Origin of the sequence: Pseudomonas arsenicoxydans (genome assembly GCF_900103875.1) — a bacterium.
In the GTDB taxonomy this organism is placed as follows: domain Bacteria; phylum Pseudomonadota; class Gammaproteobacteria; order Pseudomonadales; family Pseudomonadaceae; genus Aquipseudomonas; species Aquipseudomonas arsenicoxydans.
Map to the genome: position 1 here is coordinate 5578647 of NZ_LT629705.1, position 17801 is coordinate 5596447.

The 17801-nt window shown below is 59.7% G+C and carries 15 protein-coding genes and 1 pseudogene; 12 read left to right on the forward strand and 4 right to left on the reverse strand.

The features are described 5' to 3' along the window. Positions 1-59: 59 nt before the first annotated feature. The gene (locus tag BLQ41_RS26035; protein ID WP_090186291.1) at positions 60-836 is read left to right on the forward strand and encodes a hypothetical protein; all 777 of its coding nucleotides are present in this window, start codon (positions 60-62) and stop codon (positions 834-836) included. Positions 837-879: 43 nt separating this feature from the next. Here the strand turns inward: BLQ41_RS26035 and BLQ41_RS31180 are convergent. After that, positions 880-1192: pseudogene (locus BLQ41_RS31180) on the reverse strand (DNA-binding response regulator); the annotation flags it as partial. A 186-nt stretch (positions 1193-1378) separates the two neighbouring features. Between BLQ41_RS31180 and BLQ41_RS26045 the strand changes: the two are divergent. The 4 genes from BLQ41_RS26045 (at position 1379) to dsbG (ending at position 5808) form a co-directional block, all read left to right on the forward strand. Beyond that, the gene (locus BLQ41_RS26045; RefSeq protein WP_090186294.1) at positions 1379-2329 is read left to right on the forward strand and encodes a tetratricopeptide repeat protein; all 951 of its coding nucleotides are present in this window, start codon (positions 1379-1381) and stop codon (positions 2327-2329) included. A gap of 124 nt (positions 2330-2453) precedes the next feature. Next, a complete protein-coding gene (dsbD, locus tag BLQ41_RS26050; protein ID WP_090186296.1) occupies positions 2454-4196 on the forward strand; it encodes a protein-disulfide reductase DsbD in 1743 nt (580 codons plus the stop codon). Continuing rightward, on the forward strand, positions 4196-5062 hold the full coding sequence (locus BLQ41_RS26055; protein WP_090186299.1) for a TlpA disulfide reductase family protein: 867 nt from the start codon (positions 4196-4198) through the stop codon (positions 5060-5062). Before dsbD ends, BLQ41_RS26055 begins: the two co-directional genes overlap by 1 nt. After that, a complete protein-coding gene (gene dsbG / locus BLQ41_RS26060; RefSeq protein ID WP_090186301.1) occupies positions 5038-5808 on the forward strand; it encodes a thiol:disulfide interchange protein DsbG in 771 nt (256 codons plus the stop codon). Before BLQ41_RS26055 ends, dsbG begins: the two co-directional genes overlap by 25 nt. A gap of 70 nt (positions 5809-5878) precedes the next feature. Here the strand turns inward: dsbG and BLQ41_RS26065 are convergent, their stop codons facing one another. Next, positions 5879-6691 carry an alpha/beta fold hydrolase gene (locus BLQ41_RS26065; RefSeq protein ID WP_090186302.1) on the reverse strand — a complete coding sequence of 271 codons (813 nt, stop codon included), beginning with the start codon at positions 6689-6691 and terminating at the stop codon, positions 5879-5881. A 330-nt stretch (positions 6692-7021) separates the two neighbouring features. Here BLQ41_RS26065 and BLQ41_RS26070 point away from each other — a divergent pair, with 330 nt between their 5' ends. Next, positions 7022-7570, forward strand: a complete 549-nt coding sequence (locus BLQ41_RS26070) for an RNA polymerase factor sigma-70 (protein ID WP_090186305.1) — start codon at positions 7022-7024, stop codon at positions 7568-7570. Positions 7571-7586: 16 nt separating this feature from the next. On the opposite strand, the gene BLQ41_RS26075 is transcribed toward BLQ41_RS26070, so the two are convergent. Next, a complete protein-coding gene (locus tag BLQ41_RS26075) occupies positions 7587-8381 on the reverse strand; it encodes a substrate-binding periplasmic protein (RefSeq protein ID WP_197678902.1) in 795 nt (264 codons plus the stop codon). A 92-nt stretch (positions 8382-8473) separates the two neighbouring features. Next, positions 8474-9100, reverse strand: coding sequence for a TetR/AcrR family transcriptional regulator (locus BLQ41_RS26080; RefSeq protein WP_090186308.1), 627 nt, complete (start codon positions 9098-9100; stop codon positions 8474-8476). A 177-nt stretch (positions 9101-9277) separates the two neighbouring features. Here BLQ41_RS26080 and BLQ41_RS26085 point away from each other — a divergent pair, with 177 nt between their 5' ends. The 6 genes from BLQ41_RS26085 (at position 9278) to BLQ41_RS26110 (ending at position 17752) form a co-directional block, all read left to right on the forward strand. Beyond that, positions 9278-11080 (forward strand): acyclic terpene utilization AtuA family protein, encoded by a 1803-nt coding sequence (locus tag BLQ41_RS26085; RefSeq protein WP_090186311.1) that lies wholly within the window; start codon positions 9278-9280, stop codon positions 11078-11080. A gap of 12 nt (positions 11081-11092) precedes the next feature. After that, complete coding sequence (locus BLQ41_RS26090) at positions 11093-11977, forward strand: SDR family oxidoreductase (RefSeq protein WP_090186314.1); 885 nt, start codon at positions 11093-11095, stop codon at positions 11975-11977. Between the two features lie 3 nt (positions 11978-11980). Continuing rightward, positions 11981-13597: a geranyl-CoA carboxylase subunit beta gene (gene atuC, locus BLQ41_RS26095; protein WP_090186316.1), complete on the forward strand. Its 1617-nt coding sequence runs from the start codon at positions 11981-11983 to the stop codon at positions 13595-13597. A 133-nt stretch (positions 13598-13730) separates the two neighbouring features. Continuing rightward, positions 13731-14888 (forward strand): citronellyl-CoA dehydrogenase, encoded by a 1158-nt coding sequence (atuD, locus tag BLQ41_RS26100; RefSeq protein ID WP_090186319.1) that lies wholly within the window; start codon positions 13731-13733, stop codon positions 14886-14888. Next, positions 14885-15682, forward strand: a complete 798-nt coding sequence (locus tag BLQ41_RS26105) for an enoyl-CoA hydratase/isomerase family protein (RefSeq protein WP_090186321.1) — start codon at positions 14885-14887, stop codon at positions 15680-15682. The genes atuD and BLQ41_RS26105 overlap by 4 nt, the downstream gene beginning before the upstream one ends. A 108-nt stretch (positions 15683-15790) precedes the next feature. After that, on the forward strand, positions 15791-17752 hold the full coding sequence (locus tag BLQ41_RS26110; protein ID WP_090186324.1) for an acetyl/propionyl/methylcrotonyl-CoA carboxylase subunit alpha: 1962 nt from the start codon (positions 15791-15793) through the stop codon (positions 17750-17752). Positions 17753-17801: the final 49 nt, after the last annotated feature.

A 17801-nucleotide genomic window follows, 5' to 3' on the forward strand; every position in this document is an offset into this window, starting at 1 on the left:
GCCGCCTATTTAAAAAACCTCCCAAACAAAAACTTCATTTGACTGAAAGGATTCAGATCATGTCCAAACTAACTAACGTGGTTGCCGTCGACTGGCGCGCAGGGAAAGACAAGTTCTACTTTTTCTACAAAAACACCAACACTTACTCCCGCTTTGATATCGATGACAATAAAGTCGCGGATGGATACCCCTGGACGGTTAAAGGAAGATGGGCGACATTCGACGAACACGTAAAAAACCTGCGATTTGGATTTTCGACTACGGCGTTAACGCTTGACCGCCCAATGGACCGTTCTGATCTTGATATCCTCTGGCTGTTCTATTACGAGCACGAGACCCCTATGGTCTGCGCCTATAATCAAGACACCGACAAAGTCATGGACGCCAGGCCGGTTGAAGCTACCAAATGGAAACGGCTGCTTCCCTATTTCGACCGGATCATCACCGGCACATGGTGGCAAGTAAATCGCAGTTCATTGTTTCGATTCATCTTGAACGACGGAAACTCTCTTTATCTGGACTGGGGCGAAACCCCTCAAAATCATAAAGTCGACTATGCGAGCGACAAATACGACGACAACCTCTTTAAACCGGTAGTGACACCCACTCAAACAACAAGGCTTGAACCTATCACAGAGACTACCTGGCCAGGCCTGGCGCCCTATAAAGACCGAATTATTACAGGGATGCAAAAAGACCGTACGCTTGCCGATAATTATTACTATATTTTTCTGACTGACCATCAGTACCTGATATACAACATTCCTGAAAATGCTCTGGTGTCTGGCCCCCATTCAGTGAACGACGAATCCTGGCCAGGGCTATTGCGCAATTAAGGATTGAAGTTGATGACTGTCCATGAGCGACTTCGTGGGCAGTCCGGCGATGGTTAATAATCGGTTTGCCGCTGCCCATTGTGCACCTCACTTGCACAGGGAAAAGGCTTACCCATGCGTCGATTGTGGTCAAACGGCCGTGTTCGATCAGGTTGACGCTGCGCCCCGCCACTCGCCGCAACAGCGTGTGCAGGCGTGCTGCCAGTTCCCGCAGGTCGAATGGCTTGAGCAGGTAATCGTCGGCGCCGGCCTGCAAGCCGTCGACACTGTCGGTGACCGAGTCCCAGGCCGTCTTCATCAGGCAAGCCAAGGTCGAGCACCATTACGTCAAGCTCGGCGACCTTGAGCATCGCTCTACCCGTGCAAATGCGTTGATTAAAACGGCTACCGATCAACCCGGGATTATGTCGCGGTCAACGATGGCTGTCCCGGCAAGTCGTCATTTCATGGCATGCGGTAACTATGTACCGCACTTCACTTCTCTTCATTCAATAGCCTGTGTCGGGTAGCACCTCAACCCTCCATGAACACAGGAATCAATGATGTATACCCATCCCGATGCACTGACGATGCTGTTCGGTTTTCTCGAAAACCTGACTTTATTGATCAAATCCGTGCAACAGCAGCAGGAAATCGCAAAAAAAAGAGGAATGGAACTGTACAACCTGGGCGAGTTCACCCATGCGGAAGCTTATTTGAAGGTTCCGGCCTGTGCCGGTGATGCTACGGCGCAGTTTGCCTTGGGCGAAGTGTTCAGGCGACAGGACAAAGCTGTGAGCGAAGAAGCAAAAAAATGGTACCGGCTCGCCGCCGCCCAGGATCATGTTTACGCCTTGATGCGGCTGGCAGACGAGGCCTCCCTGAAGAAAGCCAAAACGCTGGCTCAGGCAGCAGCCGATGGAGGCAGCGGCGAAGCAATGCTTCAGATGTATGAACTGACCCAGGATATTGAATGGCTGAAAAAATCCGCCGAGGCGAACTTTCAAGAAGGGCAATACATCCTGGCACTGCGGTATGACAAGGATACAACGCTTATTTCGGACGCAGTCGTTCGTCATGCGGCCGTTAATGATCTGCTTAAAAAGGCCGCCGATGCCGGATTCCCTAAAGCCATGCTCTGGTATAGCAATCGCAGACCAGGCAGCAATGATAAAGCTGCAAAGCGCCAATGGCTGGAAAAAAGGGTGCAGCTCAGCGACGTCAATGCGGTACTCGATTATGGGTACGCGCTCGCCTTTGACTACACAGACGAGGAAGACGCCAATGAATACGGATATGAACAAGACCTTGTGAAAGGTTATGGGTTGATCTGGCTGGTGATTGACAGCACTCGTGACTTTCTCCAACTCGATACCGCGATCAGTAATCTTGCGCAAATAGGTGGCGGCATGACCGCAGCACAAATCGAGTCAGCCACGACCTTCGCACAGGAGTGGAAGCGCACTCATGGTGCCCTGTCCGAATACCGACTGACCTATAACGATGCTCGCTAAATACACAAGCTGAACCGCGGAGCACGTTTGAAACATCAAGACATTCGCTGACGCCTTGCGTTAACACCCGGTTAATCGATGCCCCTCATCGTGATCGGCACCTGTAAATTCCAAGGCGTTGCCGATGCGTGTTTTTTTCCTGCTTGTTTTTGGATTGTTTGCCAGCCTCGCTCAGGCACAGGCTGGCAACAATCCATTTGAATCCAAACCCGACTTCCTTCCCGTTGGCAAAGCCTTCATCTTCACGTCCGAACGCCTTGAGTCGGGCGAAACACAACTCTATTGGCAAATCACCGACGGCTATTACCTGTATCAGAAACGTCTGAAGTTCGAGGGATTGACCCCGGAGCAGCATCCTGTATTACCGGAAGGCGAATCCCACAGTGACGAGTTCTTTGGTGAACAAGAGGTTTATCGCCAGGGCCTTGAACTGAAGGTTCCAGCAGGCGTGACCGGGCTGATCAAGGTCGGCTTCCAGGGCTGCGCCGATGCTGGCTTATGTTATCCGCCGCAAACCCAGGTCGTGGATCTGGGCGCAACATCGACGGTCGCTGCGACCGACGAGGCGCCGGATCAAGCCCTGGCCAGTGACCTGCAACAACGGGCACTGGGCTGGAGCTTGCTGGTGTTCTTTGGCTTGGGCCTGCTGCTGGCGTTCACGCCTTGTTCGTTGCCGATGCTACCGATCCTGGCCGGTTTGATCGTCGGCAGTGGTGCCGCGCCCAAACGCGGGTTTGCCCTGGCGGGCAGCTACGTTGTCAGCATGGCGCTGGTGTATGCCGCGATGGGCGTGTTGGCCGCGCTGCTCGGTGCGAACCTTCAGGCGTTGTTGCAGAACCCATGGCTGCTGGGCAGCTTCGCGGCGGTGTTCGTGCTGTTGGCATTGCCAATGTTCGGCTTCTTCGAGTTGCAACTGCCGGTGGCCGTGCGCGATCGACTGGAAAACGTCTCGCGCAATCAGCGCGGGGGCAGCCTGGTCGGCGCCGGCGTGCTGGGGGCCTTGTCCGGTTTGCTGGTTGGCCCGTGCATGACCGCGCCATTGGCCGGCGCCCTGCTTTATATCGCGCAAAGCGGCAACGCCTTGCATGGCGGGTTGATTCTGTTTGCCATGGGCATCGGCATCGGTGTGCCGCTGCTGTTGCTGGTGACGGTGGGCAATCGCTTCCTGCCCAAACCCGGTGCCTGGATGAACCTGCTCAAAGGCGTGTTCGGTTTCCTGTTCCTGGCGACGGCTTTGCTGATGTTGCGCCCGGTGCTGGATGAGTCGTTGTGGATCGGCCTGTGCGGTGCCTTGCTGCTGATCGCCGCGTTCAGTGCCTGGAAACAATCGCAGGGTTTTGGCCGCATTGCCCACCTGTTTGGCGCCAGCTCGCTGCTGCTCGGGATCTGGGGCAGCCTGCTGCTGATCGGTGCCGCCGGCGGCAGTGGTGATCTGCTGAAACCGTTGCAGATCTACAGCGCCGCAGCTTCCGGCAATACCACTCGCCCAAGCGGTCACGAGGCGTTCACCACGATCAACAGTCCACAAGCGCTGCAACAGGAACTGGACGCCGCCAAGGCCCAGGGCCAATGGGTGTTGCTGGACTACTACGCAGACTGGTGCGTGTCGTGCAAAGTCATGGAAAAAACGGTCTTCGGCAAAGCCAACGTGATGCAAGCCTTGAGTGATGTGCGCTTGCTACGGCTGGACGTGACGGCCGACAATGCCGCCAGCCGCGAACTGCTCGGCCGTTATAAAGTGCCGGGGCCACCGAGTTTCGTGTGGATCGGCGCCGACGGTGAAGAACGCCGCAGCCAGCGCATCACCGGTGAGGTGGATGCCGACACATTCCTGCAACGCTGGACCACCACCCGAGACGCTCGTTAATGCTGACCTTTACCCTCGGCACTTTTGCCATCGCGCTTAACCATTTGCTGCTGATCAGTGCGTTGGCGTTGGCGACCTTTGTCGGCTGGCGAGTGGCCAAGCGCGGCGGCGAAAATCCGGAGTCGGTGCTGTTCAGCCTGTTCTTGCTCGGTCTGTTGGCAGCCCGAATCAGTTTCGTGGTCGCCTATTGGGCGCAATATCGCAACGATCCGTGGCAGATCATCGACCTGCGTGATGGTGGTTTCCTCGCCTGGCCCGGGGTCTTGGTGCTGTTACTCGCGGCGTTGTATCGCAGTTGGCGACGCCCGGGCCTGCGCCGTCCGCTGGGCTTTGGCGTGGCCAGCGGCCTGGCGTTCTGGCTGCTGGCGACCTTCTCCCTGAGCATTTACGAACAAGGCACCCGCCTGCCGGAAATCACTCTGCGCAATGCCGCCGGCGAAACCGTGCAACTGGCGGACTATAAGGGCGGCCCGTTGGTCATCAACCTGTGGGCCACTTGGTGTCCGCCCTGCCGTCGGGAAATGCCGGTGCTGGAAAATGCCCAGCAGCAGCGCCCGGACCTGACCTTTCTGTTCGTCAATCAGGCCGAAAGCATGCAAAGCGTCAGTACGTTCCTCGAGACCCAGGGCCTGAGCCTGACCAACGTGCTGTTCGATGGCAGCGGTCGATTGGGCCAGGCCGTGGGCTCCATGGCATTGCCGACGACGCTGTTCTATAGCCCGGACGGTCGCTTGCTGGGCAGCCATTTGGGCGAACTGTCGGATGCCAGCCTGGCCCGAGCCCTGGAAAATTTCGACTCCCCTCTTCCTGCCACCTCGGCCACCCCTTCAAGGAAATTGCCATGCCCCGCCTCCGCCACCTGCTGACGCTGACCCTCGGTGCCGCGCTTCTGCACCTGCCGTCAGTGCAGGCCGCCGAAGAATTGCCTGACGCAATCAAGAAAATCGAAGCCAAAGGCGCCAAAATCGTCGGCCAGTTCGATGCGCCCGATGGTCTGCGTGGTTACGCGGCGCAATACCAGAACCGTGGCATGGCGCTGTACCTGACCCCGGATGGCAAACACGTTCTGCTGGGCAATTTGTACGACGCCGAAGGCAATGACCTGAGCAACGCTCCGTTGCAGAAGTTGGTCTACGCACCGATGGCCAAGGAAATCTGGGGGAAAATGGAAGCCAGCAACTGGATCGGTGACGGCGCCAAGGATGCACCGCGTGTCGTCTACCTGTTCAGCGATCCGAACTGCCCTTACTGCAACATGTTCTGGGAACAGGCGCGGCCGTGGGTCAAGGCCGGCAAGGTGCAATTGCGCCATATCATGGTCGGGATCATTCGCGAAGACAGCCCGGGCAAGTCCGCCGCGCTGCTCGCCGCCAAGGACCCGAGCAAGGCGCTGGAAGAGCACGAAAAGTCTGGCAAAGGCAGTTCGCTCAAAGCCCTGAAAGATGTACCGCCAGCGATTCAGGCCAAGCTCGCGGCCAATATGCAGTTGATGGAAGACCTGGAGCTACAGGCCACTCCGGCGATTTTCTATATGGATGACAAGGGCGAGTTGCAACAACAGCAAGGTGCGCCGTCGCCGGACAAATTGGCTAAGATTCTCGGGCCGAAGTAAGCAGTTCTGCCGTCAGATTTGCGGTAACTGCACTGGCGCCATCGCGCTCGCGATGGCGCCAATAGATCCACTAAGTTCTTTCAGCTAAAAACTTCAACAACACCTCAGTCACAAACTGCGGATTCTCCAGATTGGAGATATGCCCCGCCTCCGGCACCAGTTCATAAGGACAACCGATCAACTCGGCCATTTCCTTCGTTTCACTCGGTGGCCGCGGTTTGTCGTGATCACCGCACATCACCAGCGTGTTCTCGGCATTCAGCTCGCCCAGACGCGGCAAAAGATCATCGCGTCCAAACGTAATCCGCCCCATCGGCACGATGCTTCTAAGTAGCCGCTCCGGCGATAACGCCGCCAGTTTTGCGCGAAATTCCTGATACAGCGCCGACTGCGGATCGATCCCTGGACGGAAGAAAATCGGCACCACGATATCGAGCAGTTGCGGGGCTATCACGCCGGTGTCTTCGATCTGTTTGAACAGCGAGAAGTAGTATTGGCGAGTCGGTTCCGGTTCGACACCAACATAGGTGTCCATCAGCACCAGGCCGTTGATTCGCTGTGGCGCCGAGAGCGCCAGACGCACGCCCCACATGCCACCGACCGACAGGCCGACCAACGTGACACGCTCGATATTCAGATGATCGAGCAACGCCAAGGCCTGACGCGCAATGTCATCCAGTGACTTCGTGCCTTCGGGAAGAGGACCGGATTCACCGTGGCCCCACAGGTCCAGGGCAATCACCCGATAGTGCTGCGACAAGGCAGCAATCTGCGGAGCCCACATGGCCTGGTCCCACAGGTAACTGCCGGCCAGCAGAACGGCCGGGCCGTTGCCTTGATCGATGTAGTGAAGGGGTTGTCCGTCAACCGTGGCGAAAGGCATCGACTGTCTCCTCTTTGAAAATTGGAGCGGGAAGACTGTGCCGCCAGTGGTCCGCAGTCAACCTTGTGGTGCTTGCGCCGTCCCCATCGCGATCAGGCGCGCTCCCACATGAGTCCTGCGAACACAGATCCATGGCGGGCGCGAGCCAGCTCGAAGATTTTGTCCAGAAGGCCGCCCTTCTCGACCTTCAGCACGTGCGCCCCAACAAGGGAGTCGCGCCGCGACAGCGATTGACAATCATTATCATTAGACATAGTTTGTCGCTCGATGTGTAGGACGGCACAGGTCGCTCGTCGTCCCACTAACCTATTTGCAACAAGGTGATTTCCAATGACGGAACAAGTATCCACAAGCACGTGCGATTCACCGCTACTTCAGGCTTTCGTCGACAATCGACTGATTCTGGTCAAAATTGCAGCGCGCATCACGGGCTGCCGATTCCGCGCCGAAGACGTCGTGCAGGATGCGTTTTTCCGGCTGCAATCAGCGCCGCAGATCACATCATCCTTTAAGGCTCAGCTCAGTTATCTGTTCCAGATCGTGCGCAACCTGGCGATCGATCACTACCGCAAACAGGCGCTGGAGCAGAAGTATTCAGGCCCGGAAGAAGAAGGTCTGAACGTGGTGATCCAGGGCGCTTCGCCAGAAACTTCGCACATCAATTTCTCGACGCTGGAACATATTGCCGATGCGCTGACGGAGCTGCCCAGCCGCACCCGCTACGCCTTCGAGATGTACCGCCTGCACGGCGTGCCGCAAAAAGACATCGCCAAGGAGCTTGGCGTATCGCCGACTCTGGTGAACTTCATGATTCGCGATGCGCTGGTGCACTGCCGCAAGGTGTCCGGTAATCGCACGGATACCTTTGCCCGTCACTGATATCTGTGGCGCGATTTCAGCTTCCTGGAACCGGCACCACAGCGATCTTGTATGGATCGAAAATCTTCAACATCTGGCCATTGTCCCGCAACCTTTGCAGTAATTTGCCGAATGCTTCGCCACTGATGGGCCCGGCCGGGCGGAGGATGGCGTAGTGGTGATACACCTGATCGATGCGCTGGGACACCAGCAACTGGTCGGCAACTTTCTCGTTGCGCAGCAGGTAATCGCTCAGGTAAGAGCGCGTCACCAGGGCAATGTCCGCCCGCCCGCGCAGCACCATCAGCAGGTTGCTGTCATGGGAATAGGTCAGCGTGGCGTTGTAGTTTTGCGCGAGAAATTTCGGTTCGGCGTTGAAGTTGGCGAACTCGTAGTGATACCCGCTGAACAGCGCCAGACGTTTGCCGGTGAGATCGGCAAAATAGTTTTGCTGGCGATCGGGCTCACGTTGCGCGACAAAAATCTCAGCGTCTTCAAGCCCCATGTCGACGCTGGTGTGGGGAATGTCCTTCCAGCCCCAGTCCGGGTTCTCGAAAATCGCCATGTCGACCCGGCCTTGCTTGAAATCGCCGAATCGCCGGGGAATCGAGGTGGGCACCAGGACGAACTGATAGTCGCTCTGCAACCCATTCAAGGCTTCCACCAATTGCGGGAGCAGGCCCGTGTCGGCACCGGATTCGGGGCGAACGGTATAGGGCGGAAAATGTGCGGCACCGACCCGCACCAATTGCGCAGCCTGGGACGGCAATACCCACAACGCTGCAAGCGATGCCAGCAAAAGCCGCGAGGCCATCCTGATTGGCGAAGACATCAAAACAACCCACTCCCCAAAAATACGCATCAATGCATTCAAGCTAGGCGGTTTCGGCCACTTAGCCAGTTTCCTGCGGCTTCAAAACACACTTATTGTTTTTCTTCGAGTACAAGAATCAGTGCTTCATCGGCCAATTGATCGAGGCTCATGCTGCCGTCGGCACGAAACCAGGTGGTGGTCCAGGACAATGCACCCGTCAGGAAGCGACGCGTGATGAACACATCACCGCGGATAAAACCGGCATCCTTGGCTTCACCCAGCACCTGCAGCCAAAGCGCTTCATAGATGTCACGCAAGGCCAGCACTTGCGCTTGCCCGTCTTCGGATAGCGAACGCCATTCATACACCAACACCGCCATCGCCTCGCCACTGCCGCCCATGATCGACTGCAATTCGCAGCGAATCAGCGCCAATACCCGTTCGCGCACGTTGCTGGCCTCAGCCAGGGCTGCGCGCATCAACGCGGTGTTGTAGCGGATAGTCTCCTCCATCACCGCCCGCAGGATTTCGTCCTTGCTTTTGAAGTGATGAAAAATGCTGCCCGACTGAATACCCACGGCGCCGGCCAGATCGCGCACAGTGGTGCGTTCAAAGCCTTTGTTGCGAAACAGGTGAGCCGCCACTTGCAGCAGTTTGCCGCGGGCGCTGTCCGGGTCGGTCAATTGGCCGCTGTCGACCAATTCGCGCATGACCCTCAGGGCTTTTTGCTCGTCCACCCGTTCTCTCCTACAGTCGATCAATCAGATGCGCCGCTCGCCGCGAAAACAGCGGGATGCGCGGGCAATTTAAGCTGGCAACGGCTACCAAGCAAGCGCTCGGGGAGAAGATATTTCAGCCGTTTACAAACCAAGCGCTTGCTTGGTAGTCTCGATGCACTTCTGTCGGAGGGGGTTATGGAATTGACTGCGCCTAAAACGATTCGCATCGGCTGCGCCAGCGCGTTCTGGGGCGACACCTCGACCGCCGCCGCGCAACTGGTGGAAGGTGGGCGCCTGGACTACCTGGTCTTTGATTATCTGGCCGAAATCACCATGTCGATCATGGCCGGCGCACGGATGAAAGACCCGCAGGCAGGCTATGCAGGGGACTTCATCGAAGTCCTCAGCCCGCTGTTGGGACAACTCGCCGAACAACAGATCCGTGTCATCAGCAACGCCGGCGGGGTCAACCCGCAAGCCTGCGCCGCCGCCCTGCAAGCCGCGTGCGACAAAGCCGGCGTGGCGCTGAAAATCGCCGTGCTGCTGGGCGATGATTTGCAACCGCAGTTCAAACAGCTGAGCAGCCTTGGCGTCCAGGAGATGTTCAGCGGCGCGCCATTGCCACCGATGTGCGTCTCGACCAACGCCTACCTCGGCGCACCGGGCATCGTCGAAGCCCTGCGATTAGGCGCCGACATCGTCATCACCGGACGCGTGGTCGACAGCGCGGTAGTCAGCGCCGCACTGGTGCATGAATTCGGCTGGTCCTGGCATGACTACGACAAACTTGCCCAGGCGGCCCTGGCCGGGCACATCATCGAATGCGGCGCCCAGTGCACCGGTGGCAATTTCACCGATTGGCGTGACGTACCCGATTACGAGCACATCGGTTTCCCCATCGTCGAGGTCAGCGCCGACAGCCAATTTATCGTCAGCAAACCCGAAGGCTCCGGCGGACTGGTCACGCCGCTGACCGTCGGCGAGCAGATGCTGTATGAAATCGGCAACCCACAGGCCTATCTGTTGCCGGACGTGGTCTGCGATTTCACTGAAGTCAAACTGGTGCAACAAGGCTTGAGCGCGGTTCAGGTGCATGGCGCAAAAGGCCTGCCGCCTACCGATCAGTACAAGGTCAGCGCCACGTACCCGGACGGGTTCCGCTGCACCGCCAGTTGCCTGATCGCGGGGATCGACGCGGTCGACAAGGCCCGGCGAGTCAGCGAGGCGATCATCAACAAAACCTCGGAAATCTTCAGCCAGCGCGGCTGGGCGCCCTACAGCGAAGTGAACATCGAGCTGCTCGGCAGCGAGGCCACCTACGGCCCGCACGGCCAGCGCCAAGATAGTCGCGAAGTGGTGATCAAACTCGCCGTGCGCCATCCGAACAAACAGGCCCTGATTGTGTTCTCCCGGGAAATCGCCCAGGCCGCGACGGGCATGGCGCCGGGGTTGACCGGAATTGTCGGGGGTCGCCCGACGGTGTATCCGCTGATCCGGCTGTTCTCGTTCCTCATCGACAAAACCGCCTGCACGTTGGAGATTGATCTTGAGGGGCAACGCCACCCGTGCGCCCTGCCCGCCGTCGATGTGCTCGACCCGGCTGACTTGCCCGTGCCGTTCGATCCGCCCAAACCCACTGGCCGCGCCGATGCCAGCGTGGCGCTGATCAAACTCGCCGTGGCCCGCTCGGGTGACAAAGGCAATCACAGCAACATCGGCGTCATGGCCCGCGAGCCCGAGTATCTGCCGTGGATCGCCGAAGCCCTGACACCCGAAGTGATGGTCGACTGGATGAGCCACGTCCTCGACCCGATTCACGGACGTGTCGAACGCTGGTATTTGCCCGGCACCCACAGCTTCAATTTTCTTCTGGAGAACGCGCTCGGCGGCGGAGGCGTGGCAAGCCTGCGCATCGATCCGCAAGGCAAGGCTTTCGCCCAGCAGCTGTTGGAGATCCAGATTCCGGTGCCCCAGCGCATCGCCGACCAGGTCAACTAGAGGACTGTCGCCATGGCTTACGATTCGATTTTCAGAGCCGATCTGTTTGCCGGCCAAACTATCATCGTCACCGGCGGCGGCAGTGGCATCGGCCGTTGCACCGCCCACGAACTGGCGGCCCTCGGTGCGCATGTGTTGTTAGTCGGACGCAAGGCAGACAAGTTGAAAAGCGTCGCTGCCGAGATAGCCGAAGACGGCGGCAAGGCGGACTGGGCCACCTGCGACATTCGCGAGGAAGAAGCGGTCACGCACCTGGTCAGCGAGTTGATTCGCAAGTACGGGCCGATTCACGGCTTGGTCAACAATGCTGGCGGGCAATACCCTTCGCCGCTGTCGTCGATTAATCAGAAGGGTTTTGAAACCGTGATGCGCACCAACCTGGTGGGCGGTTTCCTGATGGCCCGGGAAGTATTCAATCAATCCATGAGCAAGCACGGCGGCGCCATCGTCAACATGCTCGCCGACATGTGGGGTGGCATGCCCGGCATGGGCCATTCGGGCGCGGCGCGTTCGGGCATGGACAACCTGACCAAGACCGCCGCATTCGAATGGGGCTACGCCGGGGTGCGGGTCAACGCCGTGGCGCCGGGCTGGATCGCCTCCAGCGGCATGGACACTTACGAGGGCGCGTTCAAAGCAGTGATTCCGACCCTGCGCGAACACGTGCCGCTCAAGCGCATCGGCACGGAATCGGAAGTCAGCGCGGCGATTGTTTTCCTGCTGAGCCCGGCCGCCGCGTTCGTCAGCGGCAGCACCTTGCGTATCGACGGCGCGGCGAGCCTGGGCGGCCGGGCGTGGCCGATTCACAAGGCCACCAACAGTGTGTCGTACAACGGTTTCCACCGCGCCTATTTACCAGACGTGCTCAGACCAGAAGCGCTTAAGGACAAGGAATAAGCCATGCCGGTGATCCAGTCTCAAGTCGACCCGCTCAGTGAACAGTTCGCCTATAACCGTGCCGCGATGCTGGCCGGTATCGAGCAGGTGCGCCAGCTCGAACACAATCTGCTGAACAAAGCGGCCGAAGCCAAAGACAAGTTCGACAAGCGCGGCCAGTTGCTGCCCCGTGAACGCCTCAATCTGCTGCTCGACCCTGGCGCGCCCTTCCTCGAATTGGCGAGCCTGGCCGGCTATAAACTGCACGATGACAAGGACGGCAGCTCGGCCGGTGGCGGGCTGATTGCCGGCATCGGTTACGTCTCCGGCGTGCGGGTGCTGGTGGTGGCGAATAACAGCGCGATCAGGGGCGGGACCATTTCCCCCAGTGGTTTGAAAAAGTCCCTGCGCCTGCAACAGATCGCCATGGAGAACAAACTGCCGGTGATCACCCTCGCCGAGAGCGGCGGTGCGAACCTCAATTACGCGGCAGAGATTTTCGTCGAAGGCGCGCGCACTTTTGCCAATCAGGCGCGGATGTCAGCCATGGGCCTGCCGCAGATCACCGTGGTCCACGGCTCGGCCACGGCGGGCGGTGCTTACCAGCCGGGGCTCTCGGATTACGTGGTGGTGGTGCGGGGCAAAGCCAAGCTGTTTCTGGCCGGCCCGCCGCTGCTCAAGGCCGCCACCGGAGAGGTCGCCACCGACGAAGAACTGGGCGGCGCCGAGATGCACGCGCAAACCGCCGGCACTGCCGAATACCTGGCCGAGAACGACGCAGATGGCGTGCGCCAGGTCCGCGAAATCGTCAGCCTGCTGTCGTGGAACGCGCGCTTGCCCGCCGCGCCCGCCAGGTATTGGGAAGACCCGCTCTACCCTATCGAGGAGCTGCTCGGGCTGATTCCCGACGACCCGAAAAAACCCTATGACGTGCGCGAAATCATCGCGCGGATTGCCGACGGTTCGAGCTTCCTCGAATTCAAGAGCGAGTTCGATCAGCAAACCCTTTGCGGCCATTTGCACATTCAGGGACGCGCCTGCGGATTCATCGGCAACAACGGCCCGATCACGCCCAAGGGGGCGAGCAAGGCGGCGCAGTTCATTCAGCTCTGTGACCAGAGCCAGACACCGCTGCTGTTTTTTCACAACACCACCGGGTTCATGGTCGGCACCGAATCGGAACAGCAAGGCGTGATCAAGCACGGCGCGAAGATGATTCAAGCGGTGGCCAACGCCCGAGTGCCCAAGCTGACCATCGTCGTCGGCGGCTCCTACGGCGCCGGCAACTACGCGATGTGTGGCCGTGGCCTCGACCCGCGTTTCATCTTCGCCTGGCCCAACAGCCGCACGGCGGTGATGGGCGGTGCCCAGGCCGGCAAAGTGCTGCGCATCGTCACCGAGGCCAAGCAGCTCAAGGACGGTCTGGTGCCCGACCCGAAAATGCTCGACATGCTGGAGCAGGTCACCGCACAGAAACTCGACAGCCAATCCACGGCGCTTTATGGCAGCGCCAATCTGTGGGACGACGGTTTGATCGACCCGCGCGATACCCGCACGTTGCTCGGGTATCTGCTGGACATCTGTCATGAGGCCGACGTTCGGCCGCTGCAAACCAACAGTTTTGGCGTCGCACGGTTTTAGTTGATCGTTCCCACGCTCTGCGTGGGAATGCAGCCCGGGACGCTCCGCGTCCCAAAAGCGGACGCAGAGCGTCCATAGAGGCGTACCCACGCAGAGCGTGGGAACGATCGGGTTCGTCAGGAGAACAATAAGAATGATCTTCACCCAGGAACACGAAGCACTGCGTCGCACCGTCCGCCAGTTCGTCGATCATGAGATCAACCCGCATGTCGAGGAATGGGAAAAGGCCGGGCGCTTCCCGATTCACGAGCTCTTCCGCAAGGCCGGCGACCTCGGGTTGCTGGGGATTTCCAAACCGGAAAAGTTTGGCGGCATGGGCCTCGACTACAGCTATTCGATCGTTGCGGCCGAAGAGTTCGGCACCATCCATTGCGGCGGTATTCCGATGTCCATCGGCGTGCAGACCGACATGTGTACGCCGGCCCTCGCCCGCTTCGGCTCCGATGAACTGCGCGAAGAGTTCCTGCGCCCAGCGATTACCGGCGAGCAGGTTGGCTGCATCGGCGTCTCCGAAGTCGGCGCCGGTTCCGACGTGGCCGGGTTGAAAACCACCGCTCGCAAGGACGGCGACGATTACGTGATCAACGGCAGCAAAATGTGGATTACCAACTCGCCGAGCGCTGATTTCATCTGCTTGCTGGCCAACACCTCGGACGACAAACCGCACGTCAACAAGTCGTTGATCATGGTGCCGATGAACACCCCCGGCATCAGCCTCAGCTCGCACCTGGACAAGCTCGGCATGCGCAGTTCGGAAACCGCCCAGGTGTTTTTCGACAACGTACGCGTGCCGCAGCGCAACCGCATCGGCCACGAAGGTGCGGGATTCATGATGCAGATGTTGCAGTTTCAGGAAGAACGCCTGTTCGGCGCGGCGAACATGATCAAGGGCCTGGAATACTGCGTCGACAGCACCATCGAGTACTGCAAGGAACGCAAGACGTTCGGCAGCGCGCTGATCGATAACCAGGTCATTCACTTCCGCCTCGCCGAACTGCAAACCGAAATCGAATGCTTGCGCGCACTGGTCTATCAGGCCACCGAGCAATACATCAAAGGCCAGGACGTCACGCGCCTGGCGTCGATGGCCAAACTCAAGGCCGGGAGACTGGGTCGCGAGGTCAGCGACAGCTGCCTGCAATATTGGGGCGGCATGGGCTTCATGTGGGACAACCCGGTGGCCCGCGCCTACCGTGACGTGCGGCTGGTCTCGATCGGCGGCGGCGCCGACGAAATCATGCTGGGGATCATCTGCAAACTCATGGGCATCCTGCCGGGGAAAAAGAAATGAGCGCCCTGCCTGCTTGCCAGACCTTGCTCCTGGAATCACACAACGGCGTTCTGCACATCACCCTTAATCGCCCCGACAGCCGCAACGCCATGAGCTTGCAGATGGTCGACGAACTGCGCGCGGTGCTGGCGGCCGTGCGCGATGATCGAGCGGTTCGCGCACTGGTGATCGGCGGTGCCGGCGGGCATTTTTGCGCCGGTGGCGACATCAAGGACATGGCCAGTGCCCGGGCTCATGGGGCAAGCGCCTATCGCGACTTGAACAGAGCCTTCGGTGCGCTACTGCAAGCGGTGCAACACGCGCCGCAAGTGGTCATCACCGTGCTGCAAGGCGCGGTGCTCGGCGGTGGATTGGGCCTGGCGTGCGTCAGTGACGTTGCCCTGGCCGATCACAACGCGCAATTCGGCCTGCCGGAAACCAGCCTGGGTCTGTTGCCGGCGCAGATTGCGCCGTTGGTGGTTCAGCGCATCGGCTTGACCCAGGCGCGTCGACTGGCGCTGACGGCGGCGCGGTTCGATGGCACCCAGGCGCGGCGCATGGGGCTGGTGCATTTCGTCGAGCATGACGCGCAAGCCTTGGCCGAACGTCTCGATGAAGTGCTCGCCCATGTGTTGTGCTGCGCGCCGGGGGCGAATGCGACGACGAAAAAGCTGTTGCTGGCGAGCGCCGGTCAGCCATCCGATGCACTGCTTGATGAGGCGGCTGAATGGTTCAGCGAAGCGGTCACTGGCGCGGAAGGGATCGAGGGGACGATGGCGTTCGTGCAAAAACGCAAACCGGGGTGGGCTTCTTAAAAGCATCGCAGGCAAGCCAGCTCCCACATTGAAATGCATTCCCCTGTGGGAGCGGGCTTGCCCGCGATGAAGCCAGCACTTTCACCGCACAACTTGAGAGAAGACCCAATGCCCGCCCTCAAAAAAATCCTGATCGCCAACCGCGGTGAAATCGCCTGCCGCATCCAGCGCACGGCCCAAGCCCTGGGCTACCGCACCGTCGCCGTCTTCAGCGATGCCGACGCTGACGCCCTGCACGTGCAAATGGCCGACCAGGCCGTCAACATCGGCCCGGCCCCGGTGCAGCAGTCCTACCTGAACATCCCGGCGATCCTCGACGCCGCCCGCCGCACTGGTGCCGACGCGATTCACCCCGGCTATGGTTTCCTTTCCGAAAACGCCGAATTCGCCCGCGCTTGCCAACACGCCGGCATCACCTTTATCGGCCCAAGCCCGGAAGCCATTGAGCTGATGGGCAGCAAGCGCCTGTCGAAGCTCGCCATGCTCGCGGCCGGCGTGCCCTGCATCAACGGCTATCAAGGCCCCGAACAGGACGACGCGACCCTGAGCCGCGAAGCCGAGCGCATCGGTTACCCGCTGATGATCAAGGCCAGCGCCGGGGGTGGCGGACGCGGCATGCGCCTGGTGCACAGCGCGGGGGAATTGGTGGAGCAACTGCGAACCGCGCGTTCCGAAGCCCTGCACGGGTTTGGCAGCGACGAGCTGATCCTCGAACAAGCGCTGATCGATCCACGGCATGTCGAAGTGCAAGTGTTCGGCGACCAACATGGCCAATTGATCCACCTCGGCGAGCGCGACTGTTCGATCCAGCGTCGCCACCAGAAAGTCATCGAAGAAGCGCCCTGCCCGGTCATGACCAGCGAGTTGCGTCAGGCCATGGGCGACGCGGCGCTCAAGGCTGGACGCGCGGTGAATTACGTCGGCGCCGGCACCGTGGAGTTCCTGCTGGATGCGCGCGGGCAGTTTTACTTCCTGGAGATGAACACCCGGCTGCAAGTGGAACACCCGGTCACTGAATTGATCACCGGCCTGGACCTTGTGGCCTGGCAGCTGCACGTCGCCGAAGGCTTGCCGCTGCCGTTGCGACAAGAGCAGGTGCCACTCAACGGGCATGCCATGGAAGTGCGCTTGTACGCCGAAGACCCGGCTCAGGGCTTTGTGCCGCAAACCGGTCGGATCGAGGCCTGGGAACTTGCGTTGCAGGACGGTGTGCGCATCGATCATGGCTTGATCGAAGGCCAGGCCATCAGCCCGTTCTATGACCCGATGCTCGGCAAAATCATCGCCCATGGCGCTACCCGCGAAGAGGCTCGGCGCAAATTGCTGCGGGCCGTGCAGGACAGCGTTTTGCTGGGGATGCAAAGCAATCAGCGTTTACTCGCCAGTTTGCTTCAACACCCGCAGTTCATCAGCGGTGAGTTCAGTACCGGGTTCATCCCGAGCTGTTTCGCCGACCATCCTTGCCTGCATCCGCACGTTCCAGGCGCTGAAGAACTGGCCATCGCTGCGGCGCTGTTCTATCACGCCTCGGCACAGGCTTACCTCGCTCCACTGGCCGGCTGGCGCAACAACGCCAGCGTGCCTCTGCACTATCGCATCGGCGTAGAGGATCAGGACTGGCAGGTGGAACTGAACGCGCTGCCTGATCAACCTTACCAGTTGACGGTCGGCGCCCGAACGCTCCACTTGAAGGTCATCCAGTGCGACGGGCGCTGGGCAACGCTGGACATCGATGGCATTCGTCAGCGCCATGCCTACCGTCTCGACGCTGGCCAACTGTGGCTGTCCACCCGTCCCGGCAGTCTGCGGTTGATCGATCGGACCCAGGCGCTGGTCAGCTCTCAGGCCAGCGTCAGCAGCGGCACCTTGAAGGCACCGATGGACGGAGCGATCGTCGATGTATTGGTCAGCGAAGGTAGCCCGGTCAGCAAAGGTCAGCTGCTGGTGGTGCTCGAAGCGATGAAAATGGAGCATCCGCTCAAGTCAGGCATCGACGGAGTGCTCAAGCGCTTGCAGGTTCGGGTCGGCGACCAGGTTAAAAATCGTCAGATTTTGTTGGAGGTCGAATAAGCCGCTAGGCGGATCCGTCGGGTTTGGCTACGCTCAAGTCCTATCAGGA